Annotated in this window: 14 protein-coding genes; 1 reads left to right on the top strand and 13 read right to left on the bottom strand. The window is 68.7% G+C overall.

Translation table 11 applies throughout. The features are described 5' to 3' along the window. The 10 genes from atpD to ABRP24_RS10175 form a co-directional block, all read right to left on the bottom strand. Positions 1-1,455 (bottom strand): F0F1 ATP synthase subunit beta, encoded by a 1,455-nt coding sequence (atpD, locus tag ABRP24_RS10130; RefSeq protein WP_017885744.1) that lies wholly within the window; start codon positions 1,453-1,455, stop codon positions 1-3. 47 nt (positions 1,456-1,502) lie between these two features. Then, positions 1,503-2,405 carry a F0F1 ATP synthase subunit gamma gene (locus tag ABRP24_RS10135; RefSeq protein WP_027465777.1) on the bottom strand — a complete coding sequence of 301 codons (903 nt, stop codon included), beginning with the start codon at positions 2,403-2,405 and terminating at the stop codon, positions 1,503-1,505. Next, entirely contained in the window at positions 2,406-4,034 is a 1,629-nt protein-coding gene (gene atpA / locus ABRP24_RS10140) for a F0F1 ATP synthase subunit alpha (protein ID WP_027465778.1), read from the bottom strand. 108 nt (positions 4,035-4,142) lie between these two features. Next, positions 4,143-4,937 carry a F0F1 ATP synthase subunit delta gene (locus tag ABRP24_RS10145; RefSeq protein ID WP_027465779.1) on the bottom strand — a complete coding sequence of 265 codons (795 nt, stop codon included), beginning with the start codon at positions 4,935-4,937 and terminating at the stop codon, positions 4,143-4,145. A 2-nt stretch (positions 4,938-4,939) separates the two neighbouring features. Beyond that, entirely contained in the window at positions 4,940-5,494 is a 555-nt protein-coding gene (locus ABRP24_RS10150) for a F0F1 ATP synthase subunit B (protein ID WP_027465780.1), read from the bottom strand. A 9-nt stretch (positions 5,495-5,503) separates the two neighbouring features. Next, positions 5,504-5,740: an ATP synthase F0 subunit C gene (atpE, locus tag ABRP24_RS10155; protein ID WP_027465781.1), complete on the bottom strand. Its 237-nt coding sequence runs from the start codon at positions 5,738-5,740 to the stop codon at positions 5,504-5,506. Positions 5,741-5,801: 61 nt separating this feature from the next. Beyond that, a complete protein-coding gene (gene atpB, locus ABRP24_RS10160; protein ID WP_027465782.1) occupies positions 5,802-6,662 on the bottom strand; it encodes a F0F1 ATP synthase subunit A in 861 nt (286 codons plus the stop codon). Between the two features lie 107 nt (positions 6,663-6,769). Then, entirely contained in the window at positions 6,770-7,261 is a 492-nt protein-coding gene (locus ABRP24_RS10165; protein WP_035808335.1) for a hypothetical protein, read from the bottom strand. Further along, positions 7,258-8,484 carry an MraY family glycosyltransferase gene (locus ABRP24_RS10170; protein WP_027465783.1) on the bottom strand — a complete coding sequence of 409 codons (1,227 nt, stop codon included), beginning with the start codon at positions 8,482-8,484 and terminating at the stop codon, positions 7,258-7,260. The genes ABRP24_RS10165 and ABRP24_RS10170 overlap by 4 nt, the downstream gene beginning before the upstream one ends. After that, entirely contained in the window at positions 8,481-9,155 is a 675-nt protein-coding gene (locus ABRP24_RS10175; RefSeq protein ID WP_349848695.1) for an L-threonylcarbamoyladenylate synthase, read from the bottom strand. The genes ABRP24_RS10170 and ABRP24_RS10175 overlap by 4 nt, the downstream gene beginning before the upstream one ends. A gap of 37 nt (positions 9,156-9,192) precedes the next feature. Between ABRP24_RS10175 and ABRP24_RS10180 the strand changes: the two genes are divergently transcribed. Further along, on the top strand, positions 9,193-9,846 hold the full coding sequence (locus ABRP24_RS10180; protein WP_176708906.1) for an HAD family phosphatase: 654 nt from the start codon (positions 9,193-9,195) through the stop codon (positions 9,844-9,846). Positions 9,847-10,167: 321 nt separating this feature from the next. On the opposite strand, the gene prmC is transcribed toward ABRP24_RS10180, so the two are convergent. From prmC to rho, 3 genes are read right to left on the bottom strand one after another with little or no spacing between them, the layout of a single operon-like run. Then, positions 10,168-11,112 carry a peptide chain release factor N(5)-glutamine methyltransferase gene (prmC, locus tag ABRP24_RS10185; RefSeq protein ID WP_349848697.1) on the bottom strand — a complete coding sequence of 315 codons (945 nt, stop codon included), beginning with the start codon at positions 11,110-11,112 and terminating at the stop codon, positions 10,168-10,170. Further along, positions 11,069-12,151, bottom strand: a complete 1,083-nt coding sequence (prfA, locus tag ABRP24_RS10190; protein ID WP_349848699.1) for a peptide chain release factor 1 — start codon at positions 12,149-12,151, stop codon at positions 11,069-11,071. The genes prmC and prfA overlap by 44 nt, the downstream gene beginning before the upstream one ends. 3 nt (positions 12,152-12,154) lie before the next feature. Then, complete coding sequence (gene rho / locus ABRP24_RS10195; RefSeq protein ID WP_349848701.1) at positions 12,155-14,476, bottom strand: transcription termination factor Rho; 2,322 nt, start codon at positions 14,474-14,476, stop codon at positions 12,155-12,157. Positions 14,477-14,564 lie beyond the last annotated feature (88 nt).

Here is a 14,564-nt window from a genome sequence, read left to right on the forward strand (position 1 = left end):
TCAGCGGTTCTCCTTCTGGATCTGAGCCCACTTCTCTTCCACGTCGTTGATGCCACCGACGTTGAAGAACGCCTGGGTCGCAACGTGGTCGAACTCGCCGTCGGCGATGGCGCGGAAGGACTCGATGGTGTCCTTGAGCGGCACCGTGGAGCCCTCGACGCCCGTGAACTTCTTCGCCATGTAGGTGTTCTGCGAGAGGAACTGCTGGATACGACGAGCGCGCTCGACCGTGATCTTGTCCTCTTCGGAGAGCTCGTCGACACCGAGGATGGCGATGATCTCCTGCAGTTCCTTGTTCTTCTGGAGGATCTGCTTGACGCGCGTGGCCGTCTCGTAGTGGTCGGCACCCAGGTAGCGCGGGTCCATGATGCGCGACGTCGACGCCAGCGGGTCGATCGCGGGGTACAGACCCTGCGACGCGATCTCACGGGAGAGCTCGGTCGTCGCGTCGAGGTGCGCGAACGTGGTGGCCGGAGCCGGGTCGGTGTAGTCGTCAGCCGGCACGTAGATCGCCTGCAGCGAGGTGATCGAGTGACCACGCGTCGAGGTGATGCGCTCCTGGAGCACACCCATCTCGTCGGCGAGGTTGGGCTGGTAGCCCACGGCGGACGGCATGCGGCCGAGCAGCGTCGAGACCTCGGAGCCGGCCTGCGTGAAGCGGAAGATGTTGTCGATGAAGAGGAGCACGTCCTGCTTCTGGACATCGCGGAAGTACTCCGCCATCGTCAGCGCCGACAGGGCCACGCGGAGACGCGTTCCCGGCGGCTCGTCCATCTGGCCGAACACGAGGGCCGTCTTGTCGAAGACACCCGCCTCTTCCATCTCACCGATGAGGTCGTTGCCCTCACGGGTGCGCTCACCGACACCGGCGAACACCGACACACCGCCGTGGTCCTGCGCAACGCGCTGGATCATCTCCTGGATGAGGACGGTCTTGCCGACGCCCGCACCACCGAAGAGGCCGATCTTGCCACCCTGCACGTACGGGGTGAGGAGGTCGATGGACTTGATGCCGGTCTCGAACATCGAGGTCTTGGACTCGAGCTGGTCGAAGGCCGGGGCCTTGCGGTGGATCGGCCAGCGCTCGGTGATCTCGAGCTTCTCGTCCGTGTTGAGCACGTTGCCGAGGACGTCGAAGACCTTGCCCTTGGTGACGTCGCCGACGGGGACCGAGATCGGAGCGCCCGAGTCACGGACCTCCTGGCCACGGACCAGGCCGTCGGTCGGCTTCAGGGAGATGGCACGGACGAGGTCGTCGCCGAGGTGCTGGGCGACCTCGAGGCCGATCTCCTGCGACGAGTCACCGATGGTGATGGTCGTGAACAGGAGGTTGTACATCTCCGGGATTGCGTCGTGGGGGAACTCGATGTCGACGACGGGGCCCGTGACACGGGCGATCCGGCCGACACCGGGCGCCGACGACGTCTCGACCGCGGTGGTTGCGGTGTCGGTCATGGCTGGTGCCTTCCTGAGGGTGGGTATCTGTCCGCGAACGACGCGGACTACTTCTTCTTCGACGAGAGGGCGTCGGCGCCGCCGACGATCTCGGAGATCTGCTGGGTGATCTCCGCCTGACGCGCGTTGTTCGCGAGTCGGGTGAAGTCACGGATCAGCGAGTCGGCGTTGTCGCTGGCCGCCTTCATCGCCTTCTGACGCGCGGCGTGCTCGGAAGCAGCCGACTGCAGCATGGCGTTGAAGATGCGGCTCTCGATGTAGACCGGGAGCAGCGAGTCGAGCACCGCATCGGCGTCCGGCTCGAACTCGTAGAGCGGCAGGGGCTCGTTGCCCTCGGGCTCGTCGATGCCCTCGACGACCTCGAGGGGCAGCAGGCGAACGACCTGCGGCTCCTGGGTCGCCAGGCTGATGAACCGGTTGAACACGATGTGGATCTCGTCCACGCCGCCGTCAGCGGTGTCCTGGAGGAACTTCGCCACGACGGCGTCGCCGATCTCCTTGGCCGTCGAGAACTCCGGCTGGTCGGTGTTGCCGACCCACTGCTGCTCGGACGGACGCTCACGGAACGCGAAGTACCCGACGGACTTGCGGCCGACCAGGTAGTAGACGACGTCCTTGCCCTCGCTGCGGAGCAGGGAGGCGAGCTCCTCGCCCTGCTTGAGGACGTTCGTGCTGAACGCACCGTTCAGGCCGCGGTCCGAGGTGAAGAGCACGACGGCTGCACGGGTCGACGACTCCGGCTCGGTGGTCAGCACGTGATCGACGTTCGAGAACGTCGCCACGGCCGACACCGCACGCGTGACGGCCCGCGAGTACGGACCGGACGCAGCCATGCGGGCCTGCGCCTTCTGGATCCGCGACGCCGAGATCAGCTCCATGGCGCGGGTGACCTTCTTTGTGGTCTTCGCCGACTTGATCCGCTGGCGGTAGACCCGGACCTGCGCTGCCATCTAGCGACGACCCTTGACGATCTGCTCCTGGTCGACGTCCTCGGCGTCAGCCGCGTCGAACTGCTCGGAGCCGAGGGTCTTGCCGTCGCTCGTCTGGAAGCTCTTCGTGAACTCGTCGATCTGCTTGTCCATCTCGGCGACGGTCTCGTCGCTGAGCTGGTTCGTCTCGCGCAGGGTCGTGAGGACATCGGAGTTGCGACGCAGGTGGTCGAGCAGTTCGGACTCGAAGCGGAGCACGTCCGGCACCGGGACGGTGTCGAGCTTGCCGTTCGTGCCGGCCCAGATCGAGACGACCTGCTCCTCGACCGGGTACGGCGAGTACTGCGGCTGCTTGAGGAGCTCGGTCAGACGCGCACCGCGCTCCAGCTGACGACGCGACGCCTGGTCGAGGTCGGACGCGAACATCGCGAACGCCTCGAGCGAGCGGTACTGCGCCAGCTCGAGCTTCAGCGTGCCGGAGACCTTCTTGATCGACTTCACCTGGGCGTCACCACCGACGCGGGACACCGAGATGCCCACGTCGACGGCCGGACGCTGGTTCGCGTTGAAGAGGTCCGACTGCAGGAAGATCTGGCCGTCGGTGATGGAGATGACGTTCGTCGGGATGTACGCCGAGACGTCGTTCGCCTTGGTCTCGATGATCGGGAGACCCGTCATCGAACCGGCGCCGAGCTCGTCGGACAGCTTCGCGCAACGCTCCAGCAGACGGGAGTGCAGGTAGAAGACGTCACCCGGGTAGGCCTCGCGGCCCGGCGGACGACGCAGGAGGAGCGACACCGCGCGGTAGGCCTCGGCCTGCTTCGACAGGTCATCGAAGATGATGAGGACGTGCTTGCCCTGGTACATCCAGTGCTGGCCGATGGCCGAACCGGTGTACGGGGCGAGGTACTTGAAGCCGGCCGGGTCGGAGGCCGGAGCGGCGACGATGGTGGTGTACTCCATCGCACCGGCGTCCTCGAGCGCACCCTTGACGGAGGCGATCGTGGAGCCCTTCTGACCGATGGCGACGTAGATGCAGCGGACCTGCTTCTCCTCGTCGCCGGACTCCCAGTTGGCCTTCTGGTTGATGATCGTGTCGATCGCGATGGCCGTCTTGCCGGTCTGGCGGTCGCCGATGATCAGCTGACGCTGACCACGGCCAACGGGGATCATCGCGTCGATGGCCTTGATGCCGGTCTGCAGCGGCTGGTGGACCGACTTGCGGGCCATGACGCCGGGAGCCTGGAGCTCGAGGGCGCGACGGCCCTCTGCGGCGATCTCGCCGAGACCGTCGATCGGGGCGCCGAGCGGGTCGACGACGCGACCGAGGAAGGCGTCGCCGACGGGGGCGGAGAGGACCTCACCCGTGCGGGTGACCTCCATGCCCTCCTCGATGCCGCCGAACTCGCCGAGCACGATGGCGCCGATCTCGTCTTCGTCGAGGTTCTGCGCCAGGCCGAGCGTGCCGTCCGCGAAGCGGATGAGCTCGTTCGCCATGACGCCGGGGAGACCCTCGACGTGGGCGATGCCGTCACCGGCGTCGGTGACGTGCCCGACCTCGGCCGTGGAGGCCTTCGTCGGCTCGTAGTTCGAGACGAAGTCCTTCAGGGCATCACGGATCTCATCGGGGCTGATGGTGATGTCTGCCATGGGATTTTCCTTGTGGTTTTCCGGGGCCCTTCGGCTCCGAGAGGGTGACGCTGCCGGACTCGGCAGTTCCCGTTGTGGACTTGGGGAGGAGCGGCTTCGACCGTACGCCTAGCCGGCGAGCTGGAGCCGGAGCTCCGAGAGTCGCGTGGACACGGTGCCGTCGATGACGTCGCCGCCGATCTGCACCCGGACCCCGCCGACGACCGTGGGGTCGACGACCTGGTTGATGCTGATGTCCTTGCCGTACCGCTCGGAGAGACCGCGCGTGACGCGGGCCGACTGGGCGGGGGTCAGTGGCGTCGCCGTGACGACCGTCGCGACGAGCTTGCCGGCCTGCTCGGCCACGATGCGCGAGGCGTCGCGGACGATCTCACCGATGCGGCGGCCGCGGGGCTGCTGCACCAGGGCTGACACGATAGTGATCGTCTGCTCCGAGGCCTTGGCACCGAGGAGCCGCTCGACGAGCGCGCCCTTCTGCTCGGGGCTGCCGAGCTTGGTGCCGAGCGCCAGCTCGAGTCCGGCGTCCGAACGGACGGCGGTCTCGAAGGCGAACAGCTCCGACTCGATCGACGAGTCCGGACCCGCGGTGGCGGCGACGGCGCGGATGCCCGCGTCCTCGATGCCAGCGAGCAGGTCCTGCTGCGAGGACCAGCGCGAGCCGGCCACCGCGGTCAGGACCGCACGCGTCGCGTCCGACTGCCCGGCGAAGACACGGTCGATGAGGACCTTCTTGCCGGCCGCGTCGGCCGTGGGGTCGGACAGCAGCCCGAGCAGCTGCGGCGCACCGGCGATCGCACGCCCGGAGGCGAGGATCTCGGCACCCGCGGCCAGGCCGGCGCTCGGACCGAGGTCCGACAGCACCGCCCTGGTGGACGCGAGTGCTTCTCTGGTAGCGCTGCGCATGCTCAGTGCTCCCCCGTCTTCGTGGCCTGCGAGGCCTCGAGGTCGGCGAGGAAGCGGTCGACCACTGCGGTCGACTTGGCGTCGTCCTTGAGGGACTCACCGATCACACCGGACGCGAGGTCCAGCGCGAGGGTGCCCACTTCGGACCGGAGTGCCTGGACGGCGCTCTGGCGCTCGGCCTCGATCTGCGCCTGGGCGTTGGCCGTGATGCGTGCTGCATCGGCGGCCGCCTGCTCGCGGACCTCGTTGCCGATCGCCGTGGCGTCGGCGCGGGCCTGCTCACGGATGCGCGAAGCCTCGGCGCGTGCATCGGCGAGCTGCTTGTTGTACTCGTCGAGCGCAGCGGCGGCCTGCTCCTGAGCGGCCTCGGCCTTCTTGATGCCGCCCTCGATGGCCTCGGTGCGCTCATCGAGCATCTTCGTGATGCGCGGCGTGACGACACGCCACATCACCACGAAGATGATGACGAAGGCGAGCGCCGACCACACGATGTCGTACACCGGCGGGATCAGCGGATTGTGCGCTTCCTCCGCCGCGATGATGAGTGCGTTCTGCATCGAGGAACCTTAGTTGGTGAAGATGAAGTACGTGGCGATACCGATGAAGGCCAGGGCCTCGGTGAAGGCGATACCGATGTACATGAGGGTCGTCAGGCGGCCCTGGAGCTCGGGCTGGCGAGCGACGGACTCGATCGTCTTACCGACGACGATGCCGACACCGATGGCCGGGCCGATCGCTGCGAGGCCGTAGCCAACCGTCGCGATGTTGCCGTTGATCTCCGCGAGAACGGTCGTTGCGTCCACGTGTTTTCCTTTCGAGGTGCGGGTCCGACGGTCGCCGGTCCCGTAGGGGGTCAGTGAGGAATCAGTGCTCGTCGGCCAGCGCCAGCTGGATGTAGACGGCGGTGAGGAGCATGAAGACGTAGGCCTGCAGCAGCGCGACGAGGACCTCGAAGAAGCTGAACGCGATGCCGAACGCGATGGTCCCGACGCCGAAGGCCTTGAAGCCGAGCGAAGCGTCGAAGAAGAAGAACTGCGTGGCCGAGAAGAACAGCACGAGGAGCAGGTGCCCCACAACCATGTTCATCAGGAGTCGCAGCGTCAGGGTGACGGGACGGAGCACGAAGGTGGAGACGAGCTCGATCGGCGTCACGATGATGTACAGCGGCCACGGCACCCCGGGCGGGAAGAGCGAGTTCTTGAGGAACGTGCCCGGGTGCTTGCGGAGACCGGCGTAGATGAAGGCGAGGTACGCGACGATCGCCAGGATCATCGGCATCGCGATGCGGCTGGTGCCGGCGAGGTTCATGCCCGGGATCAGACCGGTCAGGTTCATGAACAGCACGCCGAAGAAGATCGTCGCCAGGAGCGGCAGGAAGCGCTTGCCGTCCTTCTCTCCGAGGTTGTCGAAGGTGTTGCGACGGACGACGTCGAACGCGTACTCGATGAACGCCTGACCGCGGTTCGGCACGAGCTTCAGTGCACGGGTACCCACGAACGCGAACACCAGCAGAACGGCGACGGCGAAGAAGCGGATGAGGACGACCCGATCGATCTCGAACGGCGTCCCGGCGAAGAAGATCGCATCCGGGAAGAACTCGTTGATCGACGGACCATGGAACTCGGCGGCCTTGCTGCTCCCCGCCGCGACGGTGTCAACCGCAGCGGAGAGGGACAGGGGAAGAGCGTGGGATAGCAGCGCTGTCTCCTGTGTCGGCGCGCGCACATCATGGCACGCGATGGTGGACGTTGTGGAGGCTCGTCCGCCCCGAGCGAAAGGCTCCGGTAGCGGACTTCGAGAAGCCTATCAGGTGCGAGAGGCTTCCCGGCTTCTCAGACGCGGGGGGTCGGGTTCCCAGCGTCCGCGGAGTCGTCGAGGCCGTCGCCCGGCAGCCGGACGCCGATCGGGATGCGGGCCTTCGCGACGGCGACGACGTCGATCACCAGGGAGCCGACGACCCCCGCGATGATCACGATCGCCAGCACCGGGAAGTCGACCCAGTCGCGGTCCTTGAGCAGGACCAGCAGCACGATGAAGACGATGAACTTGAGCAGCCAGGTGCCCATCACGATGCCGAAGAAGGCACCGGAGATCATCTGCCCCTTGGAGACGCGCAGCGCGACGAGGACACTGACGGCGGTGAGCCCGAGGAACACGACGCTCAGCACGGCGCCGAGCAGTCCCCCGACCAGCCCCGGGCCGTCCGCGACGAGGAACCCGATGAGCCCGCCGACCACCGCCAGGGCGACGGCGAGGACCGCGCCCCAGGTGATGATGCGGCGGAACACCGGCCGGACGTGGTCGAGCGCGTTCGGTGCGGTCACGTGATGTCTCCAGGGATCGTGCGGTCGTTGGCGGCCCGGTCGAGCGGGTCGAGGCTGGCATCCACCACGGCGGCGGAACGGTTGGCGGTCTGGGCGGCGATCTCGGTGCGTTTGCGGCCGAGCGGCGCGAACGTCGCGACGGCGCAGACGGTGAAGCCGACGGACACGAAGACGACGACCCAGTACCAGTCCACGAAGAGGAACAGCAGGCACCCGAAGGCGACGGTCGCGGTCCACGCGTAGAAGATCAGCACCGCGTGGAAGTGCGAGTGCCCCATGTCGAGCAGGCGGTGGTGCAGGTGCTTCCGGTCGGCCGAGAACGGCGACTTGCCCGCGCTGAGCCGTCGGGTGACCGCGAGCCCGAAGTCCAGGATCGGCACGATCAGGATCGCGAACGGCAGCAGGATCGGGATGAACGCCGGCAGCAGCGCCTGGCGTGTCTGCACCGCCGCCGGGTCGATGTTGCCCGTGACCGACACTGCGCTCGTGGCCATCAGGAACCCGACGAGCAGCGCGCCGGCGTCGCCCATGAAGAGCTTTGCGGGGTGCCAGTTCAGGATGAGGAAGCCGAAACAGGCCCCGACGAGCACCGCGGTGAGCAGCGACGGGAGGTTGAAGAAGAACTCGGTCTGCACGACCACGCGGTTGATGAAGAACGTGTAGAGGAAGAAGACCCCGCCGGCGATGATCGCGACGCCGGCCACCAGGCCGTCGAGCCCGTCGATGAAGTTCACCGCGTTCATCACGAGCACCACCGCCAGCACGGTGAAGATCAGGCTCATGTACGACGAGCCGACGCCCAGCGTGTTGCCGATGGGCAGCGAGACGATCGCGACGCCCTGCCAGGCCAGGATGCCCGCCGCGATGATCTGCCCGGCGAGCTTCGTCATCCAGTCGAGGTCCCAGATGTCGTCCGCGACACCGAGGACCACGATGATGGTCGCTCCCCCGAGCACCGCGAGCACGCGACCCGGTTCGGAGAACACGAGCCGGAAGTAGTCGGTCCCCGCTATCGACGGGAACAGGAACCAGGCCGCGAGCAGCGAGACGATGACGCCGATGTACATCGCGATGCCGCCGAGCCGCGGCGTCGGGGTGCGGTGCACGTCCCGCTCGCGGACCTGCGGGTACCACTTGTACTTCAGCCCGAGCTTCCAGACGATCAGGCTCATCACGAAGCTCACGACCGCGGCGATGGCCCCGGCGAGCAGGTAGTACTTCATGTGACGAGGTCGGCTCCGACGACCCGGATGATCTCCTCGTCGGGGATCACCCCGTGCCGGACGATGCGGAGCTTCCCGCCGTCCGACAACCCGGTGGCGTCGACGATCGTCGAGCCGGTGCTGGCTTCGAAGCCGCCGTGCACCTCGACGGGTCCGCCGTCCAGGTAGATCGCGACGCTGTCACCGAGCATGCGCTCGGCGGCGTCGACGTCCATCGCGGCCGGGTCGCCCGTGGAGTTCGCGGACGAGACCGCGAGCGGCCCGACCTCCTGCAGCAGCTCGAGGGCGATCCGCGAGTCCGGCATGCGCAGCGCGACGGTGCCGCGTGTCTCGCCGAGGTCCCAGTCGAGCGACGGCTGTGCGTGCAGGATGACGGTCAGCCCGCCCGGCCAGAACTCGGCCACCAGGTCGCGCACCGGCTGCGGGACCTCGCTGGCGAGGGCGTCGAGCGTGGGCGGTCCAGGGATGAGCACGGGCGGCGGCGACTGCCGCGTGCGGCCCTTCGCGTCGAGCAGCCGCTGCACGGCCGTCGCGCTGAAGGCGTCCGCGGCGAGGCCGTAGACGGTGTCGGTGGGGACCACGACGAGCTCTCCGCGTCCGAGGGCGGCACGTGCGAGCCGCATCCCGGTCAGGAGCCCGTCGGAGTCGGTGCAGTCGTATCGGGATGCCATGACTCGACGATGATAGTGCGACACAATGGTGGACATCGTGAACGAGACGCCCGCACCCCCGCTCCTGTTCCTCTTCGACATGGACGACGTCCTGGTCCGGTACGACTGGCAGGTGCGCATGGCCGCACTCTCCGAGTTCACCGGACACGAGTTCCAGGAGCTCCGTCGCCGCTGGTGGGACTGCGGACACGAGATGCGTGCCGAGGCCGGTGGGTTCGCCGACGGCGACGAGTACCTGGCCGCGTTCGAGCGCGCGATGGAGTGCGACGTCCCCGAGGCCGACTGGGCCCGGATCCGCGGATCCGCCATGACCGAGCTGCCGGAACGCATCGAGGCGGTCCGGATCGCGAGCGAGCACGGGCGTGTCGGACTGCTCACGAACAACGGTCCGCTGGCCGGCCGCTGGATCCACGAGTGGGCGCCGTCCCTGCCCGAGGTCTTCGGCGAACACCTGGACACGTCGAGCAACTTCGGTGCCCGGAAGCCCGAGCCCGAGGTCTTCCAGCGTGCGGTCGCGCACCACGGCGTCCCCGCGGAGCGCACGTTCTTCGCCGACGACATGCCCGAGAACGTCGCGGGAGCGCGGAGCATCGGCATCCACGCGGTCCTGGTCGAGCACGACACCGACCTGCGCGAGCACGTCCGCGCGTTCGTCGCGGCACAGCAGCGCGAGGCCTCCCCCGTCGCGTAGCCCGCCACGCCCGTTCCTTCCCATCGCGGTCGCGGTGGAAAGCAGGAACGGGCACACCTGGTCATTCCGGACGACCCGGTACGCCCGATCCCACCAAGTACGCCCGGACCCACCCGGCACACGCACGCACGAGTGAGGGACGGGAGGCCCGCCCCGCGCCCGCCACGCCCGTTCCTTCCCATCGCGGTCGCGCTGGAAAGCAGGAACGGGCACACCTGGTCATTCCGAACGACCCGGTACGCCCGATCCCACCAGGTACGCCCGGATCCACCCGGCACACGCACACACGGACGAGTGACGGGAGGCGCGGCCCGGCTCCGGCTAGCGCGTCGCGGTGGTCGTGCGGTTGCGCCCCGTCAGGTCGACGTGCGTCTCCGGCGTGCGGAACCCCCGGCGCGCCAGGACCTGCCGCACGCCGGCGCCCTGCGGCTCGGCGTGCTCGACGACCAGGACTCCCCCGGGCACCAGCAACCGCCAGGCCGTCTCGGCGAGAGCCCGGACGGCGTCGAGGCCGTCGGGACCGCCGTAGAGGGCCATCGCCGGGTCGTGGTCGCGGACCTCGGGGTCGATCGGGATCGCGTCGTCCGGCACGTACGGCGGGTTCGACACGACGACGGACACGGTGCCGTCGAGTTCCGGCAGCGCGTCGGCGAGATCGCCCTCGACGAGCCGGACGGTCCCACCGTGGGCGTCGACGTTCCGCCGGGTCCAGGGCAGGGCCTCGGCCGACCGCTCGACGGCGTAGACCACGGCGTTCGGCACCTCGGTGTCCATCGCGATCGCGATCGCACCGCTGCCGGAGCCCAGGTCCACGGCGATCGGTTCGGGGACCGCGTTCGCCCGCAGTGCGTCGATGCCGAACTGCACCACGCCCTCGGTCTCCGGACGGGGCACGAACACGCCCGGTCCGACGGCCAGGGTGAGCGCGCGGAAGTACGCCTGCCCGGTGATGTGCTGCAGCGGCTCACGGGTGGCTCGGCGCGCGACGGCGTGCCGGAAGCGCTCGACGTGCTCCGGCGCGATGCCGCCACCGATGAGTGCACGGGCCTGGACGGCACCGCGCGAGGTGTCGGTCGCCCACGCGAGCAGCAGCTCGGCGTCGACCCGGGGCGTCGGGACGCCGACGGCGACGAGCGCCGCGGTCGCCTGCTCGAGCAGGCGATCCGCGGCGTACGTGAGGGGCGTGTCGGCGGTGATCCGGGCCTCCAGGCTGGGTGTGCGGTTACGCGTCCTGGTCGCCGATGGCGGCCAGACGTGCCTCTTCATCCGCCTGGATGGCGGACTGGATGACGGGCTCGAGGGCACCGTTCATCACGCGGTCGAGGTCGTACGCCTTGTACCCGGTGCGGTGGTCCGCGATCCGGTTCTCCGGGAAGTTGTACGTGCGGATGCGCTCCGAACGGTCCATCCCGCGGATCTGGGACTTGCGCGCGTCCGAAGCGATCGCGTCGAGCTCCTCCTGCTGCCGCGCGAGGATGCGTGCGCGGAGCACACGCATGCCGGCCTCGCGGTTCTGCAGCTGCGACTTCTCGTTCTGCATCGCCACCGTGATGCCCGTGGGCAGGTGGGTGATGCGGACTGCGGAGTCCGTCGTGTTGACGGACTGCCCGCCCGGGCCGGAGGACCGGTAGACGTCGATCTTGAGGTCGTTCTGGTTGATCTGGACCTCTTCGGGCTCGTCCACCTCGGGGAACACCAGCACACCGGTGGTCGAGGTGTGGATGCGCCCCTGCGACTCGGTCTGCGGCACCCGCTGGACGCGGTGCACACCGCCCTCGTACTTCAGGTGCGCCCAGACGCCCTGGGACGGATCGGTCGTGTTCGACTTGATCGCGACCTGGACGTCCTTGTAGCCACCCAGGTCGGACTCGGTGCGCTCGAGGAGCTCGACCTTCCAGCCCTTGGTCTCGGCGTAGTGCGAGTACATGCGCAGCAGATCGGCCGCGAACAGCGCCGATTCCTCGCCGCCCTCGCCGCCCTTGATCTCCATGATGACGTCACGGCCGTCGTCAGGGTCGCGCGGGATGAGCAGCCGGCGGAGACGCTCCTGGCGCTCCGACAGCTGCTCCTCGAGCCCGGGGACCTCGTCCGCGAACGCCGCGTCTTCACGCGCGAGTTCCTGGGCGGCGGCGAGGTCGTCCCCCGCCGCCTGCCAGGCCTCGTACGCGGACTTGATCTGGTTGAGCTCGGCGTACCGCCGGTTCACCTTCTTCGCCCGGGCCGCATCGGCGTGGAGCGCGGGGTCCGACAGCTGCAGCGTCAGGTCCTCGTGTTCCGCCAGCAGCCCCGCTACCGACTCGAACACGCGTTACTCCTGGTGACCGTTGTGGTGGGCGCCGGTCGTGGGGACCGACTTCTGCACCTGCACCAGGAACTCGACGTTCGACTGCGTCTCCTTGAGGTTCCGCAGCACGATCTCGAGGGCCTGCTGCGGGTCGAGCCCGGCGAGGGCCCGGCGCAGACGCCAGGTGATCTTGACCTCGTCGGCGGAGAGCAGCTGCTCCTCGCGACGGGTACCGGAGGCGTTCACATCGACGGCGGGGAAGATCCGCTTGTCGGCGAGGTGACGGTTCAGGCGGAGCTCCATGTTGCCGGTGCCCTTGAACTCCTCGAAGATGACCTCGTCCATCTTGGAGCCGGTCTCGACGAGCGCGGTCGCGAGGATGGTCAGCGAGCCGCCGTCCTCGATGTTGCGCGCGGCACCGAAGAAGCGCTTCGGCGGGTACAGCGCCGCCGAGTCGACGCCACCGGAGAGCACGCGGCCCGACGGCGGGGTCGACAGGTTGTACGCACGGCCCAGGCGGGTGATCGAGTCGAGCAGGAGCACGACATCGTGGCCCAGCTCCACCAGGCGCTTCGCACGCTCGATGGCGAGCTCGGCGACGGTGGTGTGGTCCTCGGCGGGACGGTCGAAGGTCGAGGCGATGACCTCGCCCTTCACCGTGCGCTGCATGTCGGTGACCTCTTCGGGCCGCTCGTCGACGAGGACGACCATCAGGTGCGCCTCGGGGTTGTTCTTGGCGACGGCGTTCGCGATGGCCTGCAGCACGACGGTCTTGCCGGCCTTCGGCGGGGACACGATGAGACCGCGCTGGCCCTTGCCGATCGGCGACACGAGGTCGATGATGCGGGTCGACAGCTTGCCCGGCTCCGTCTCGAGACGCAGGCGCTCGTTCGGGTACAGCGGGGTGAGGTCGTTGAAGTCGACGCGGGCCGCGGCCTCGTCGGCGGACTGGCCGTTGATCGACTCGACGGCGACGAGCGCGTTGTACTTCTGGCGGCTCTGCTGCTCGCCGTCACGCGGCTGCTTGATCGAACCGACGACGGCGTCGCCCTTGCGCAGGTGGTACTTCTTCACCTGGCCGAGGGAGACGTAGACGTCGCTCGGGCCCGGCAGGTACCCGGTGGTGCGGACGAACGCGTAGTTGTCGAGGACGTCGAGGATGCCCGCGATCGGGATCAGGACGTCGTCCTCGGTGACCTCGGGCTCGAAGTCGTCGTTCTGGCCGCCACGGCCGCGCTTGCGGTCGCGCTGGCGACGGCTGCGGCCGCTCTCGGCCTCGTCAGCGTGCTGTTGCTGCTGCTGCTTCTGCTGGCCGCTGGTCTGCTGCTTCTGCTGACCGGCGTTCTGCTGCTGCTTCTGGTCGGCCTTGTCGTCCTGCTTGGCCTCGGCCTGCTTCGGCTGGTCGTTCTGCTTCTGGCCGCCGTTCTGCTGGCCGTTCTGCTGCTCGCCGCCGTTCTGCTTCGGCTGGTTCTGCTGGTCGGCGCCGTTCTGCTTCTGCTGGCCGGTGTTCTGGCCGCCGTTCTGGCCGCCGTTCTGCTGGTCGGCGCCGTTCTGCTGCTCGCCGTTCTCGGCGTTCTGCCCACGGCCACGACCGCGACCACGGCTGCGACGACCGCGACGCGAGCCGCCCTCGCCCTGCTCGGAGTTCTGGTCGCCCTGGTCGTTCTGGTCGCCGGACTCGTTCTGGTCCTGGTCGGCCTGGACGGCGGACGTCGGGGCCTGCTGGCCCTGCTGGGCCGCCTGGCTCGGCTGCTCGGCCTCGGCGGGTGTCGACGCCTGCTGGCCCTGCTCGGTGCCACGCTGGTCGGTGCCACGCTGCTCGGCGTTCCGCTGGCCACGGCCACGGCGCTGCGAGCCGGACTGCGCGGCTTCCTGGGCGTCCTTCTCGGCGCGGACCTGGTCGAGCCCGGCGAGGAGGTCCTCGGTGCCGGTCTGGCCGTGGTTGGTGTGCTCGGCGGCCGAGGTCGGCCCGGCGTTCACGGTGCCACCGGACGACGCGCGGCGCGAACGACGGGCACGGCTCGGGGCGGCCGACTCGGCGGGTGCCTCGGAGTCGGCGACGGGTGCCTCGGCAGCGGGCTGCGCGGGGGTCTCGGCGGGCTCCGGCAGGGTCGGCTGCTCGGTGGCGGCCGGCTCGGCGGGGGTCTCGGCGACGACGGCGGCGGCCGGGGCGGCCGGCGTCTCGTCGACGGGACGCTTGTCCTCGATGGAGGCGATCAGGTCGCCCTTGCGGAGCTTGGAGAGCCCGGTGATGCCGAGCGAGGAGGCGATGCGCTGGAGCTCCGGGAGACGGAGGGCACGCAGGTCGCTGGGGATCTCCACCTGGGCGGAGTTGTTGTCGGTCAAGGTCGGTGTTTCCTTTCGAACCGCAGAACGCGGAGAGTTTCCACCGTCCCGGATGCAGGGTGAGCATCGACCGCCGTTCAGACGACGG

Origin of the sequence: Curtobacterium sp. WHRI 8282 (genome assembly GCF_040223925.2) — a bacterium.
In the GTDB taxonomy this organism is placed as follows: domain Bacteria; phylum Actinomycetota; class Actinomycetes; order Actinomycetales; family Microbacteriaceae; genus Curtobacterium; species Curtobacterium flaccumfaciens.